Source organism: Ruegeria sp. G5, assembly GCF_056533365.1.
In genome coordinates this window covers 323,063-337,346 of record NZ_JBQFOK010000005.1, presented here as the reverse complement: position 1 = coordinate 337,346, position 14,284 = coordinate 323,063, and the positions used below count along the sequence as shown (strand labels likewise).

The 14,284-nt window shown below is 56.3% G+C and carries 16 protein-coding genes; 5 read left to right on the top strand and 11 right to left on the bottom strand.

Annotated features, from left to right (window positions below; all coding sequences use genetic code 11):
* The 3 genes from ACR0BD_RS11840 to ACR0BD_RS11830 form a co-directional block, all read right to left on the bottom strand.
* Positions 1–460 (bottom strand): (2Fe-2S)-binding protein (locus ACR0BD_RS11840; protein WP_480830649.1); only part of this gene is annotated, 460 nt, incomplete at its 3' end.
* A gap of 110 nt (positions 461–570) precedes the next feature.
* Entirely contained in the window at positions 571–1,572 is a 1,002-nt protein-coding gene (locus tag ACR0BD_RS11835; RefSeq protein WP_480830648.1) for a molybdopterin-binding protein, read from the bottom strand.
* A complete protein-coding gene (locus tag ACR0BD_RS11830) occupies positions 1,569–2,537 on the bottom strand; it encodes an XdhC family protein (protein ID WP_480830646.1) in 969 nt (322 codons plus the stop codon). Before ACR0BD_RS11830 ends, ACR0BD_RS11835 begins: the two co-directional genes overlap by 4 nt.
* A gap of 245 nt (positions 2,538–2,782) precedes the next feature.
* Here ACR0BD_RS11830 and ACR0BD_RS11825 point away from each other — a divergent pair, with 245 nt between their 5' ends.
* Positions 2,783–3,283: a hypothetical protein gene (locus ACR0BD_RS11825; protein WP_480830644.1), complete on the top strand. Its 501-nt coding sequence runs from the start codon at positions 2,783–2,785 to the stop codon at positions 3,281–3,283.
* A 3-nt stretch (positions 3,284–3,286) separates the two neighbouring features.
* Here ACR0BD_RS11825 and ACR0BD_RS11820 read toward each other — a convergent pair whose 3' ends face one another.
* Entirely contained in the window at positions 3,287–4,543 is a 1,257-nt protein-coding gene (locus ACR0BD_RS11820) for a vWA domain-containing protein (RefSeq protein ID WP_480830642.1), read from the bottom strand.
* A 58-nt stretch (positions 4,544–4,601) separates the two neighbouring features.
* Entirely contained in the window at positions 4,602–5,510 is a 909-nt protein-coding gene (locus ACR0BD_RS11815) for an AAA family ATPase (RefSeq protein WP_480830640.1), read from the bottom strand.
* 132 nt (positions 5,511–5,642) lie between these two features.
* On the opposite strand from ACR0BD_RS11815, the gene pyrC reads away from it, so the two are divergent.
* On the top strand, positions 5,643–6,680 hold the full coding sequence (gene pyrC / locus ACR0BD_RS11810) for a dihydroorotase (RefSeq protein WP_480830638.1): 1,038 nt from the start codon (positions 5,643–5,645) through the stop codon (positions 6,678–6,680).
* Here pyrC and ACR0BD_RS11805 read toward each other — a convergent pair.
* Positions 6,677–7,972 (bottom strand): MmgE/PrpD family protein, encoded by a 1,296-nt coding sequence (locus tag ACR0BD_RS11805; RefSeq protein ID WP_480830636.1) that lies wholly within the window; start codon positions 7,970–7,972, stop codon positions 6,677–6,679. The genes pyrC and ACR0BD_RS11805 overlap by 4 nt on opposite strands.
* 38 nt (positions 7,973–8,010) lie before the next feature.
* Positions 8,011–8,457 (bottom strand): type II toxin-antitoxin system RatA family toxin, encoded by a 447-nt coding sequence (locus ACR0BD_RS11800; RefSeq protein WP_480830634.1) that lies wholly within the window; start codon positions 8,455–8,457, stop codon positions 8,011–8,013.
* Positions 8,458–8,529: 72 nt separating this feature from the next.
* Between ACR0BD_RS11800 and hpt the strand changes: the two genes are divergently transcribed.
* Positions 8,530–9,072 (top strand): hypoxanthine phosphoribosyltransferase, encoded by a 543-nt coding sequence (gene hpt, locus ACR0BD_RS11795; protein WP_480697304.1) that lies wholly within the window; start codon positions 8,530–8,532, stop codon positions 9,070–9,072.
* Between the two features lie 35 nt (positions 9,073–9,107).
* Complete coding sequence (locus ACR0BD_RS11790) at positions 9,108–9,257, top strand: hypothetical protein (RefSeq protein WP_480830632.1); 150 nt, start codon at positions 9,108–9,110, stop codon at positions 9,255–9,257.
* A 1-nt stretch (position 9,258) separates the two neighbouring features.
* On the opposite strand, the gene ACR0BD_RS11785 is transcribed toward ACR0BD_RS11790, so the two are convergent.
* Together ACR0BD_RS11785 and lipA are read right to left on the bottom strand one after the other, a co-directional pair.
* Positions 9,259–10,401: an amidohydrolase gene (locus ACR0BD_RS11785; protein WP_480830630.1), complete on the bottom strand. Its 1,143-nt coding sequence runs from the start codon at positions 10,399–10,401 to the stop codon at positions 9,259–9,261.
* Positions 10,398–11,348, bottom strand: coding sequence for a lipoyl synthase (gene lipA, locus ACR0BD_RS11780; protein ID WP_480830628.1), 951 nt, complete (start codon positions 11,346–11,348; stop codon positions 10,398–10,400). Before lipA ends, ACR0BD_RS11785 begins: the two co-directional genes overlap by 4 nt.
* A gap of 264 nt (positions 11,349–11,612) precedes the next feature.
* Between lipA and ACR0BD_RS11775 the strand changes: the two genes are divergently transcribed.
* Positions 11,613–12,161, top strand: coding sequence for a redoxin family protein (locus ACR0BD_RS11775; protein ID WP_480830626.1), 549 nt, complete (start codon positions 11,613–11,615; stop codon positions 12,159–12,161).
* A 35-nt stretch (positions 12,162–12,196) separates the two neighbouring features.
* Here the strand turns inward: ACR0BD_RS11775 and ACR0BD_RS11770 are convergent, their stop codons facing one another.
* Together ACR0BD_RS11770 and ACR0BD_RS11765 are read right to left on the bottom strand one after the other, a co-directional pair.
* A complete protein-coding gene (locus ACR0BD_RS11770; protein WP_480697314.1) occupies positions 12,197–13,123 on the bottom strand; it encodes a hydrogen peroxide-inducible genes activator in 927 nt (308 codons plus the stop codon).
* Positions 13,124–13,173: 50 nt separating this feature from the next.
* Positions 13,174–14,280, bottom strand: coding sequence for a DUF6456 domain-containing protein (locus ACR0BD_RS11765; protein ID WP_480830624.1), 1,107 nt, complete (start codon positions 14,278–14,280; stop codon positions 13,174–13,176).
* Between the last annotated feature and the right edge of the window lie 4 nt (positions 14,281–14,284).

The window sequence follows — 14,284 nt, the reverse complement described above, 5'->3', positions numbered from 1 at the left end:
CCTGACCCGATGCGGCCATGATCGCCTTGACGATGTTATGATAGCCCGTGCACCGGCACAGGTTGCCTTCCAGATAATGCCGGATCTCTCCTTCCGTCGGGCGCGGGTTCTCTTTCAACAGCGCCGCCGCACTCATCACCATGCCCGGCGTGCAGAAACCGCACTGAAGACCGTGATGATCCTGAAACGCCTGCTGGATCACGTTCAGAGACCCATCCGCATTCGCCTGACCCTCAATCGTGCCAACATCCGCACCATCCGCCTCAAGCGCCAACATGTTGCACGACTTCACAGCCTCGCCGTTCACATGCACAACACACGCACCACATTGCGCCGTGTCACACCCAACATGCGTCCCCGTCAAACTTAAATGATCACGCAAAAATCCAGACAATAACGTCCGACCCTCAACTTCACCGCTCACAGCTACGCCGTTCACAGTCATCGAGACCTGTGCCATGAAATCCTCCCTTTTCGTGTTTTCCCTTGAGCCGAGTTAAACACGGGGGTTTTCATTTGAGAACAGAAAACTCAGCAAAGCCGGGGGCTTTTCCTGGTACCGCGAACTGTCTAGCGCTTGCGCTGTGACCGGGGTTGCGGTCTTGTTGGGATCTCTTTCAGCAAGCCACCAACGCCCATACCGGCGATATCGCGCCCCAAAGTTTCAACGCCGCAGGCCACGCGCGACAACACCCAATCCGCCCCGTTCAGGGCGGGAGAACGCGCACAGCCCGGCAGCCCAATGACGGGTCGAGCACCAATAGAGCCAAGGAACAATAGATTGCCCGGATCAACTGGCATTCCGAATCTATCCACCTGACCACCAGCCCTGCGAACGGCTTCGGGCGCAACGTCAGAGACATCGGATGTGGCTGACCCGGTCAGGATCATGACAATGTCCCCTGTGTTTTCTGACACGGCTTTGGCCAGCTGACCCGTTTCATGCGGAACGATGCAGACATCTTTCAGCGACATGCCCAGTGCCTCTACACGGCCCCGAATGGCCGCGATGCCTTTTTCATTTGACGGCCCGCCGGGAATATCCGTGACAACCAAACCCGCCGTTTCGTGGACCGGCGACGCCAACCGAATTGATGCCTGCGCAAGCTGTGATGCACGTGCTACATCTTCTGCCGGGACCGCGTATGAAATGACCTTGATCGTCGCAACCATCCCGCCCGCACTCATTTGCTGGTGCTGTGGGACTGTTGCGACGGTAATCATTGGATTGACCTGATTAAAGTCTTCAAGCGCCTCGACATTCAGAACAACCACACCCGGCCCGTCCGCCAATAGATTGACCCGACCGGTAAAGGGTTGCGTGACACGCAGCCCCGCAGCCGAAGGATCGGGTGCGAGAGCAGCTGCCAGCATCTGCGCGGCTTCATCTTCATGACAATCACCCGGCTCCAACCGGGCAGCGATGACCGAGGTATGCCCGGCCCCAATCAACTGGTTCTGGTGTTCGGCGGTTAGAACAATTCCCTTGCGAAGTTTTTTGTCATCGACCTGCACGGAATGCGCAAGAATGGCTCCCTGCGCTTTTTCAATGGGAATGGATCCGAATTTCACGCTTTTCCCCGTAGCACGGCTGTCATCTGGGCAAGAATAGCAACGGCGATTTCCGATGGATCTGCAGCGCCAATATCCAGGCCTATGGGGCCGTGAATACACGCGATCTGCTCTTGGGTAAAACCCGCCTCAGTCATTCGAGCCACGCGTTTTGCATGTGTCCGGGTGGAACCCAGCGCACCGATGTAGAAAACGCCCGCTTGAAGGGCGGATTCAAGTGCAGGATCATCCAGTTTTGGATCGTGGGTCAGCAGCACCACGGCCGTACGCGCATCAAGACCAAGCTTAGCAACGGCCTCATCTGGCCAATCGGTCAGGATAGTTTCGCCCGGAAAACGGGCGTCGGACGCGAATGCGTCCCTAGGATCGATGATCGCAGGATCATATCCGGCAATGCGCGCCATCGGCACCAGAGCTTGTGTAATGTGAACGGCCCCGACAACAATCAAGCGCAGTGGCGGGTTGTGGACGGCCACAAACGTCTTGCCATCCTCTTCGAAGCCCGACCGGTCCATCCGCAAGCGATCCAGATGTGCATCGCGGCGCAAAGCCCGTCGTCCCGATTCAACGTTGACCTCGTAAACCAGCGGCTCGCGGTTTGCGCGGGCTTCGACCAGTTCTTGCAGCATCGGTTCGGGCATGACGCTGCCAATCGGCTCGACCAACACCCGTATCTTTCCGCCACACGCGAGGCCTACGGCAAATGCGTCTTCGTCACTCACACCGAACTCAAGCAAACGGGCCTCGCCCTCTTCGATCGCTTCAAGGGCTTCTACGATCACGGCACCTTCGACACAGCCACCAGAAACCGAGCCTTCGATCCGGCCGTCTCCGCCTATGACCAGTTGCGCGCCCACGCGGCGCGGTGCACTGCCCCAGGTTTCCACAACTGTTGCAAGCGCAGCCTTTCGCCCGTCTTTCACCCAGCGCAAAGCCGTCTCAGGGCTGTTGTCGAATCTGTCCATTGCACCCTCCCGGCGTGTTCTGATCCAACATAGGGAGGTTTGGCGCAATGAAAAGTCAGCCTAAAGACCAATATGTTCAGCGCACTTTCTAAAGCTGATCTATCTGCGCACGTGATCGGCATAAAAGAGCCCAGATTAAGTCAACATATGCAAATTATTGATTGTCGAGATGTCAGATTCTACCTTAGACAAGCAACTGGGACGTACCAGTATGCCCCATCATTTTTTTCAATGGAGACAGAGAGTTGAAACGCATTTTAACACTTGGAGTGGCCCTTGGCTTGTTGGCGTCTACCGCAGCTACGGCTGATACTTTCTTGCGTTACGGCGAAGTGGAAGGGTGGAAGGTCTTTATCGACCAGGACAAGAAATCCTGCCTGATCGAGGCCGTGGACGACTCGGAAAACGTTGTGCAGATGGGCCTCACCGAAGATCGCGGTGTTGGCTATGTTGGCGTATTCACCAAAGCAAAGACCGATATCAAACGGGGCGATAAAGAGGCCGTTGCCATCCTGTTGGGTGACAACATTTATATCGGCGAAGCGACGGGCATGAAGGGCAATATTACCAAAGGGTATTCCGGCGGTTATGTCCTGTCAGACGACCCTCAATTTGCCGAAGACATTGCCAAGAAAGAAGTAATGATCGTGTTTCCTGAAAAGGAATTTGCGTTCACCGTTGATCTGACCGGCACATTCAAAGCCATGGAAATGGCCCGCAAGTGCAATCAGGAACAACTGAGCTGACGGTTAGCCGGAAAGCGCGGATAACAACCGCGCTTTCTCACCGACATCGTCTTGCTTGGAGATCACAGTTGCCAAATCTTCGAGCGACGAAATCGAATGCCCGGCACGGAAACTGTCGACATAAGGCAACATCGCAGCCACACCTTGCGCTTTGGGGGCGAAACCATCCCACCGGAGGAGAGGGTTAAGCCAGATCAAACGGCGCGCTGACAAATGCAGGCGCTCCATCTCTTTTCCCAACGCCTCGGGCGCGCCGCGGTCCAATCCATCCGAGATCAAAAGTACGACGGCACCCTGCCCCATAACCCGCCGTGACCAATCCCGGTTGAAGGCGTGCAGGCACTCACCAATCCGTGTGCCGCCTTCCCAGTCTTGTGCCTCGGCGCCGGCGGCGGCCAGCGCGGCATCGACATCGCGCTGTTGCAGATGGCGGGTGATATTTGTCAGCCGCGTTCCGAACGTAAACGCATGCACCTTGGCCCAGCCTGCGCCCTTGGCGTTCGATACCGTGTGCAGGAAATGCAGGATGATCCGGCTGTACTGGCTCATCGACCCAGAAATATCGCACAGCACGACAAGGTTCGGCCAACGCTGCTTGGGCTTCAACCGGGCAATTTCATGCATCTCGCCGCCTTGACGCATGGCAGCCCGCAAAGTCCCGGCGCGATCGATGCGGTGACCAAGATGGCTGGCCTGACCACGCCGCGATTCAATGGGTTTCACAGGCAACGCCATCCGGGCAAGGATACGTTTCGCTTGCGCGATTTCCGCGGTGCTCATCTGCTCGAAGTCAAGGCTGCGCAGGCGTTCTTCGGACGATGCGGTTTGAGATGCGTCGATCTCAAGCTCTGTCTCTTCCTCGGTCTCGGCAGTCTCGGGCAGGTCCTGTTCGACGCCATCCAACAACGCCTCAGCCGCCCGCTTTTCGGCGGCATCAGCCTTACGCTCCTCCTGCACACCACGAATGGCAGGCAGCATCATGGACATCATGTGCTCCATATACCGTGGGTCACGCCAATACATGCGAAACACTTGCGCAAAGACGGTGCGGTGTTCCGGACGGTTCACGAAACACGCGTGAAGCGTCCAGTAGAAGTCCCGCTTTTCCGAAAACCCGGCGGCCTGAACCGCGCGGATTGCATCAACCACACGCCCTGTTCCGATCGGCAAACCCGCTTTGCGCAGCGCGCGTGCAAAATGCGTGATGTTCTGCGCCAGCTTCGGGTTATCGGGTATGTCGAGGGGAAGTTGTTCAGCCATCAACGCTTATGGGGGTATAGCCCTCAATCCTCCGCAGAATGTTCAACCAGAGAAAACATCAGGCCGGTTCAAGAGTGGCTTTCGCCTCATCCAGTATCCGTTTCGCCTCGGAGCCTTGCAATTTTTGGATATCGTCCTGGTATTTGAGGATCGCGCCCAAAGTATCCCCGATCACCTCAGGGCTAAGGTTAATCACGTCCAGTGCAAGCAGACACTTGGCCCAGTCGATTGTTTCTGCCACGCCGGGCTTTTTGAAAAGATCTTCGGTACGAAGGTGCTGAACAAAGGCGACAACCTCACGGCTCAGCGCCTCAGCTGCTTCTGGTGCACGGGCATGCAGAATTTCAATCTCGCGCTCAAAGTCGGGATAATCCACCCAGTGATACAGACACCGACGCTTGAGCGCATCGTGAACTTCGCGCGTCCGGTTCGAGGTGACGATCACAATCGGAGCTTCCGGAGCGACGACTGTTCCAAGCTCGGGTATCGTCACCTGAAAATCGCTGAGTGCTTCCAGCAAGAAGGCTTCAAACGGTTCATCCGTTCGGTCAAGCTCATCGATCAACAAAACCGGTGCGCCCTGCTCGTCCGGACGCATGGCCTGCAAAAGCGGACGCTCGATCAGGTAGTCGTCCGAGAACAGTTCCGTTTGCAGCGCGCCACGATCCGCGCCACCTGATGCTTCTGCGGTACGGATCGCAACCATCTGCGCCGGAAAGTTCCATTCATAGACTGCTGATGACGCGTCCAGACCCTCATAACACTGAAGCCGGATCAATCGACGATTCAGACCAGCAGCAAGCGCCTTGGCGATCTCTGTCTTACCGACGCCAGCCTCACCCTCCAGAAACAGCGGACGTCCCAGTTTCAACGACAGGAAAACCACCGTCGCAAGGGCGCGCCCGCACACATAGCCTTGCTCGCCCAGCATGGTTTGAACCGCGTCGATGGAATTTGGCTGCGTCATGATATTCTCCCTTGCCACAACAGGTCATGGCCGCGTGCGCACGTCAAGGCCGTGGTCTTTTCCAGACCTACGACGTTCCGACGTGTTGACAAGGCCTTTTACGGGCGTCCCCTCTGTGCTAGCCGGAGCAGCATGACCGATAGCATCACGATCCGCCGCCCCGACGACTGGCACCTGCACCTGCGCGATGGCGCGATGTTGCAGGCCGTCCTGCCCGAAACTGCGCGCCACTTTGCCCGCGCAATCATCATGCCCAACCTTGTGCCGCCTGTGGTGCGTGGTGATCAGGCCGCCGCGTATCGCGATCGCATTATGTCAGCCCTGCCCGAAGGCATGACCTTTGAGCCCCTTATGACCCTGTATCTGACCGAAGACACCGATGCCGAAGATGTCGCCGCAGCCCATGCAAGCGGATTGATCAAGGCGGTCAAACTGTACCCGGCTGGTGCAACGACCAACTCTGCCTCGGGAGTGCGGGATTTTGACAAGGTGCGGCCTGTCCTCGAAAAGATGGCCGAAATTGGATTGCCAATGTGTGTGCATGGCGAGGTTACCGATTCCGACATAGACATCTTCGACCGCGAGGCTGTGTTTATCGACCGCGTTCTGGACCCGATCCGCAAGACGACCCCGGGTCTGCGCGTGGTGATGGAGCACATTACGACCTCGAACGGTGTGGAATACGTCAAGGCCAATGAAACCGACCTTGGCGCGACCATCACCGCGCACCATTTGATCATCAACCGCAACCACATTCTGGTTGGCGGCATCAAACCGCATTATTACTGCTTACCCGTCGCCAAACGCGAGGAACACCGTTTGGCGCTGTTGGCCGCTGCGACATCCGGCGATAAGCAGTTCTTCCTTGGCACTGACAGCGCCCCGCACACAGACGCCAACAAAGAGATGGCCTGCGGCTGCGCCGGGTGCTTTACCGCGACAAACACAATGTCGCTTGTGGCTGAAATGTTCGATCGCGCAGGCGCTTTGGATAAATTGGAAGGGTTCGTCTCGTTGAATGGGCCAGCCTTCTATGGGCTACCGGTGAATGGCGAAACGATCACACTGACAAAAGGCGATCCCGTCTCTTATCCGGACAAGATCGAATCTGGTGACGGACCGGTTACGGTTTTCGATCCCGGCTTCCCTTTACATTGGCGCGTCGTTTAACCCGCCAGCAAAGCCGCCAGATCGCGGGCGCGACCTCCGGTTCGCAGCATGGACCAGATAGCGTCCGTATCATCGCCACCAATCAGTTTGGCCGCCTTTTTGCGGACCCTTTCTTCGCGATCTGCCAACGTCATGGGGGCTAGCAGGTCGTAGTCGGCCTCTTTCCGTGCTCCGTCCCGGCGCAGCAGTGTCAGATGGGCTTGGGTCTCGGACAAGCTGTCATCAGCTTCGACCGATATGCGCTCGCGCAGAGACAGCAGACGACCGTCGCTACAAACCTTTTCGGAATAGCTGCTTGGTAAAGCCGTATCATAACCAAGCGCCTGCATTGCGATAACGGTTCGGTACGAGAACTTGGCACCCAATCCGGTGGTCGGCGACATTTGGTTGCATACGCTCATCCAACGTGGATGGGTTTTGATCTTGATCTCTGCAACTTCGGGTTCCGCGATATCCAGTTCCAACGCGGCCTCAAGTGCCGCGTGAAGGCCGTGGCAGCACGCGTGGAACTTGTGGCTGACGGCTTCAAACAACCACTCATCGCCAAGCCCCTGCAATGCAGCGCTTGTATCATCCTGCCCATTATGCGTCGCGCCGAAGCCAAATGGCCCTTCCATCGCGTTCGCGCTTGGCTCGAACCCTTTGGAAACAAGCAAAGCGGTTTCGACACCAGCGCTCGCAGCAAGCCCCGCGTTGTAAGGCTTGCCCATTGTCCCGAACTGCGCTTTTAACCCCGCAGCGCGCGTCGCCGTCAAACCCAGAACCTTGCGCATTTGCTCGGCATCGAAACCCAGAAGCCGGCCCGCCGCTATGGCCGAGCCGAACGCACCTGCCGTAGCCGTTTGATGAAATCCGGCTTGGTAGTGGTCACGCCCCAGCCACAGACCCACGCGAATTGAGACCTCCATCCCAACAAGCGATGCTTCCAGAAAATCCACCAGTATCCGGTCGTCCCACTCGCTAAATGCCAGCGCGGCTGGCAATACGGCAACGGATGGATGCCCTATATGGGAAAAGTGTGTATCGTCGTAATCCAACGCATGTGAAACGGTCCCATTGACCAAAGCGGCCGCGCGCAAAGGTACGCACCCACCACCAAAGAGATGAGCTTGGGCCGTTCCCCCTTCCTCCAACACCAGATCGCGCACGGTCTTGGAAACGGGCTCATTCCGCCCGGCCCGTCCAACGGCAATCCAATCGAGTGCGGACAAGGATGTAACAACCCGCGCGTCAGAAGATGTCGAAACGGGTGCTGCCGCAAACCCGGCAATGGCAGAGGTAAAATCGGACATGCAGCGCAGTCTAGCGCGCGCCGACCAGGGGTAAAGCCTTAGCCGTACAAATCTGCGGCACGGCTTTCGAAAGCGCGGACAACACGCTGCATGGCCTCATTGAAAACAACCCCGATAATGCCTTGCAGGATTGCGTTCTTAAATTCGAAATCCACGTGGAACGAGATGTTGCATCCTCCGTCCGCTGCGTCCTCGAACTGCCAGTCTGACTTCATGTATTTGAACGGGCCGTCCAGATACTCGGTGTCGATCCTGCGCTGTTCGGCAAACAAGGTAACCCGGCTGCCAAAACGTTCGCGAAACACTTTGAACGATATGATCAGGTCGGCTTCCATCACCTGAGCCTCACCCGCAGCGTACGTTCGGCGGATGCGGGCGGCGGCACACCATGGCAAAAACTCGGGGTATTTCGCCACATCGGCCACCAGATCATACATCTGCTGAGCGGTATATGGCAGGTGTCGGGTTTCCGAATGGGTAGGCATGGCGTCCGGTATTAACAGGTGACAATGGCGCGTGATTTCGTATGTTGCGCGCCAAAGATCAAGGGGGCAACGATGAGCGACCGCGCATATGTGATAGATGAGATGATCTCGGCAAAGGCAATCGCCGCCCGGATCGAAGAGCTGTGTCGCGAAATCACGCTGGAATTCGGCAATACCGACAAGCTGGTCGTGGTCGGATTGCTGCGTGGCAGTTTCGTGTTTATTGCCGACCTTGTCCGAGAGCTGGACCTGCCTATCGAGGTCGACTTTCTTGAGGCATCCTCTTACGGCGACGCGATGGAAAGCAGCCGCGAAGTGCGTATCCTGAAAGACCTGCGCGGCGCAATTGAAGGCCGGGATGTTCTTGTTGTCGAAGACATTGTGGATACGGGCCACACCTTGAATCACGTAACCAAGCTGTTGCGCAGTCGAAAACCAAGCCGATTGAAGTCCATCGCATTGTTGGACAAACCCAGTCGTCGTGAGGTCGATTTCCGCTCGGATTGGATCGGCTTTGAGATTCCGGATGAATTTGTCGTTGGGTATGGGATCGACTTTGCGCAACGTAACCGCAACCTGCCCTTTATCGGCAAAGTGCGTTTCACCGAAGACTGATCGAGGTTGGAATGAATCCACGCCACCTTTTTCGAATGTCGTTGTGGGCGCGAAATCCGCCTTCGGAAAAGCGCGTAAAGTTCGTGTTTGGTATCGTGCTTTTTGTCTTGCTGATTGGCGGGATCGAATACATGGGCTGGTGGCCAGATTGGGCCAAAGGGGAATGGACCCGCTTTAAGCCCTAGCTCAGCCCAGCAAATGTCGGATGGTCGACAGGAATACCCCTGATCCAACCGGTATCAATTCGTCTGGAAAGTCATAGTCGGGATTGTGGAGTTGCGGGTGATCGCGTCCAGCCCCCAACCACAACATAGCCGCCTTGGCGCTCTTGCCGAATTGTCCAAAATCCTCAGAGAACTTTTGTGGCAGCGACGTCAGTTCAAAATGCACACCCTGATCTTCAAAGCCGCATACCAGCGCGGAAACGGCTTCGCTATCGTTCACGCAAGCCTCGAATACATCGTCATACGCGATGTAAACTTGCAAACTGTGTTCTGCGGCAGTGCGGTTCACGATATGCTCTGCCTCGGTTACCAGTTGCTGCATCCGAGTGTCGGACACGGTGCGTAAGGTGACCCAAATCTCTGCCTGACCCGGAGAGACGCCAAAAGTCGGTTGACCCAAATTGGCGTGTGTTACCGTGGTCAGCGCAAATTCGGCGTTCAGATCCCCTCCTGCACCCAAATCTGCAAGCAATGGCATAAGAGACGACACCGCTTTGGCCGGTGAAATGCCATCTTGCGGCGCGGCTGCGTGAGACGTCTTGCCAGTCAACGTGATCCGCATGCCGCGCGAAGCGCAATTGGTCGGGCCCTTGCACAATTCGATCCTTCCGAGGTCCAGCCCCGGCAAGTTGTGCAGCGCAAAGATGTAGTCAGGCGCAATCTCGGCAAAACGTGGATCGTTGCGATAAGCTATCGCACCCTGCCCCGTTTCTTCGGCAGGCTGAAAAACAAGGGCGACTTTCCCTTTTGCCGAACGTCTTTGCCCCAGTGATTGGGCGACGGCAAGCACCATTACCATGTGCCCATCATGCCCACACAGATGCCCTTTGCCCGGAACGCGCGAAGTGTAATCGGACTGACCCAAATCCTCGATCGGCAATCCGTCCAGTTCACACCTGATCGCGACCGTCGGCCCCGGCTTGCCACTGTCAAACACCGCGGCCACACCATGCCCACCAAGCTGAGTCATTACCCGATCTGCACCAGCCTTGGACAACAGGTCAGCCATACGGGCGGCCGTATTTTGCTCCTGACCAGACAGTTCAGGATACATGTGCAACTCGCGCCGCAGCGCAGTCAGCTTCGTCAGTGTGTCCGGGGTCAACCTTGGGTCAGTGCCTTTTGGCGCGCATCCTGCAAGCGGGCGAAATCGTCGCCGGCATGGTAGGATGATCGCGTCAATGGCGTGGCCGATACCATCAGGAAGCCTTTGCCATATGCCGCCTTTTCGTAAGACGCGAACTCATCCGGTGTAACGAAGCGATCCACAGCATGGTGTTTCGGGGTCGGCTGCAAATACTGACCAATCGTGAGAAAATCGATATCGGCTGCGCGCATATCATCCATCACCTGACGCACCTGCTGTTCTTCTTCACCCAAGCCGACCATGATACCGGACTTTGTGAAGATCGACGGATCCAGTTCCTTGACCCGCTGCAGCAAGCGCAGCGAGTGGAAGTAACGCGCACCAGGACGCACCTCGGGGTACAGTCCGGGAACCGTTTCAAGGTTATGGTTGAACACGTCCGGTTTCGCCTCAACCACGACCTCCAGCACCGACGGTGCGCATTTCAGAAAGTCCGGTGTCAAAATCTCAATCGTTGTTTTCGGCGACCGGTGACGAATGGCACGGATCGTCTGAGCAAAGTGATCCGCCCCGCCATCCTCAAGGTCGTCCCGGTCAACCGAGGTGATTACCACGTGGTTCAGACCAAGTTTTTCAACTGCATGCGCAACCCGGCCCGGTTCGAAAACGTCCAGCGCATCCGGGCGACCTGTTGCAATGTTGCAGAATGTACAGCCACGGGTACAAATCTCGCCCATGATCATCATGGTCGCGTGGCCCTGGCTCCAGCATTCGCCAACGTTCGGGCACCCGGCCTCTTCACACACAGTTACAAGATTGTTGTCGCGCATGATCCGGCGCGTGTCGGCATACCCTTTTCCGCCTGGCGCCTTTACACGGATCCAGTTGGGTTTCTTCGGTTGCGCATTATCGGGTTTATGCGCTTTTTCAGGGTGACGTTGTTCGGGGATCTTCAGATCACGCACAGCTGGCTTTCCTGACTTTGGGTCAATTTGCTGACCTGTAACATAGTACACCCATGTGTACTATGCCACTGAGACATATCCGCCATGCAACGAAAATGCTGCAGCACAGCATTCATAATATCGAATAATACCTAAAAGTCCGTTTTAAGCTATATTTTTCAGACAACTAAGATTCTCTCACTTGCAGAAAATCGCACATTGAAGCCGCTCCACAACTGTTTTAGACACCGCCAAAAAACACCAAAAGCTTAACGGAGCTCATAAATGAAGACTGGCGCAAAACTGCCTGCGGTCACCTTTCACACCCGCGTACGCGACGAACAGATCGAAGGCACGAACCCCTTCCGCTGGGAGGATAAAACCACAGCGGACTACTTTGCGGGTAAGCGGGTCATCCTGTTTTCGCTACCGGGCGCGTTCACGCCCACATGCTCAACCTATCAACTGCCCGGATTTGAAAACGGCTATGCAGATTTCCTAGCTGAAGGCATTGATGAGATTTACTGCATGTCGGTAAACGACAGCTTTGTCATGAACAAATGGGCTCAGGATCAGGGATTGAAGAACGTAAAGGTTATCCCAGACGGCTCAGGCGAATTCACTCGAAAGATGGGTATGCTGGTGGACAAGGATAACCTTGGCTTTGGCATGCGCTCGTGGCGCTATGCGGCGATTGTCAACGACGGCGTCGTCGAGGCCTGGTTCGAAGAACCCGGTTTGATGGATAATTGCCCCGAGGATCCTTATGGCGTGTCGTCCCCTGAAAACCTGATGACACATCTGAACGAAGCCAAGGAACCCGCACTTGCTTAAATTCTAGCGTTCAAAGGCCCGCTTTTTGGCGGGCCTTATGGCATTCTGGTGGCGGTCACGATCTCGTCCCCGACAACGCGAATAACATTTGCCAGACTGTCGAACCAATCCTCTGTTGCTGTCGATACACGTCGAACAAGCCCAACGGTACGGGATGGCTGTGGCGTGCCAAAACGCTGCAATACAAGACCGGGAACAGCGTGCGTTTCAGCACGCGCCGCCAATTCCGGCATCAGGGTTAACCCAAACCCTTCTGCCACAAGGCGCGACAACGTGGCCAAAGAAGATGCCCCCATGTTGATCAAACCGCTACTGCGATCCTGCCCGCAAACCTCCAGGGCCTGATCAGTCAAACAATGCCCATCGTCCAAAAGCATCAATTGAGACGTTTTGAGGTCGACCGGCCGCAAAGATTCAGGGTCCTGTGCCATATCCTGAATACGACCCGCGCTGCCCGCCAATAAGAACCGGTCTTCGAACAAAGGCAGCTCGATCAGTTCACTATCACCTGTTGGCAGCGCAACGATCCCGGCATCAATCTCTCCGGCCCGGAGCATCGCTAGCAGTCGTTCAGTCCGCGCCTCTCGCACTTGCACCCTGAGTGATACATCAGACGATCTGAGCCCTGCCAGAACGCCCGGTAGCAGATAAGGCGCAATCGTGGGGATAATCCCAATAGACAAGGACCGGTGCCCCCCGGAATGATCCCGTGCGAACTGATCCAGTCTTTGTGCAGATCCCAATACCTGCCGTGCGTATTCCAGAACATCGCGTCCGAGTGGTGTTAGAAGAATATCCCGGGCCTGTCGTTCGAAAAGCGCACCACCAAGAGTATCTTCCAACGACTTCACCTGCACCGAAAGCGCTGGCTGAGACACATTGCAAACCTGTGCCGCGCGCCCAAAGTTGCGCTGTTCTGCGACAGCGTTGAAGTATTGAAGCTGGCGGAGCGTAAAGTTCATAACCTTTGACTATCACCACCGCCCAATCCTTCAACCCTGAATTATGGCTTTCAGCCAATCAAACGGCTCTTCTCCGCTTGATCCTGATAGTGGCGTTTGAGGCGCTGCAACGCGATCCGCAACACTATCTTTCCGGATCGTGCGGACCATCCCATACGTTTCTCAGCCAATTCCAGCCCTTCAAGGTAGCAGCAACAGCGCAAGGCAACATCACTTAAACCGGGTCCGAGGTCTGACAGCGCGCGTTCAACCCGATCCCGTGCGTCAGAAAACCCGCGACCGTCCGAAACACCCGACCCAAAACTACCGCGCCCGCCCGCGGTTAAAAAGCTATCCCAGTTCTGCGCGACCTGAGGCCCAATCTGCGCTATCTCAAAGTCTTCGCGCAAATGCTCTCCGGCGCGCACAAGGCTCTCGTCAAGAAAGGGTTTGCCGTCACGATCACGTCGGCGCGCTAAGGCAATCAAAGGGCTTTCGGCTGTGCTGTACCGAATACGCCGTTGTCTTTGATTGCTATCCAGCCCCGGTTGCGCGCGGGATGGAGCGGCCTTGAACGAGGCCTGAGCTTCGGCCATCCCAAACTCATTACGTGTTCGGGCCCTATTCTCTGTGTCTGCGATTAATTGACTAAGCGCATTGCGACCAGCAGCGGAAATCCGATAGCGTGAGATGCGTCCAGGGTTGTCGCAAGTGATCCAGTCCTTCAATGCCAACGCCTGCGCGGTCTTGCATTCGACAACAGCCGTTCTGGTAGTGCCGCATTCGCCCGCATCTCGCACGACGACCGCCTTGTCCATGTCTTCGGCAACAGCCAGAACAGCACCAGTTTCGCACAGGCGGCGAAGTACGCGCAGGGCCTCGCGATTGAAATCCTCTTCGGCGGCAACCGCATCTTCTTCTTGCAACGCTGCAAACGAACGTTCTGGTATCCCGTTTTCCGAAAAATGATCCGCAGCCAGGGTCTGTAGTGCGGCATCAACCAGCGGATCATCGCGCCGCATTTCGATACGGCGTATTTGTCTGAGTATTGTCGAAGCATGGCACCCCGCTGATCGCGCGATGTCGCGGATCGACTGACCGGTCTCGGTATGCGCAAGATATCGCTGTGCGCCTTCAGGTACCCAAGCCGGAATGGTGAAAGCCATGTTATTTTCCATAGTT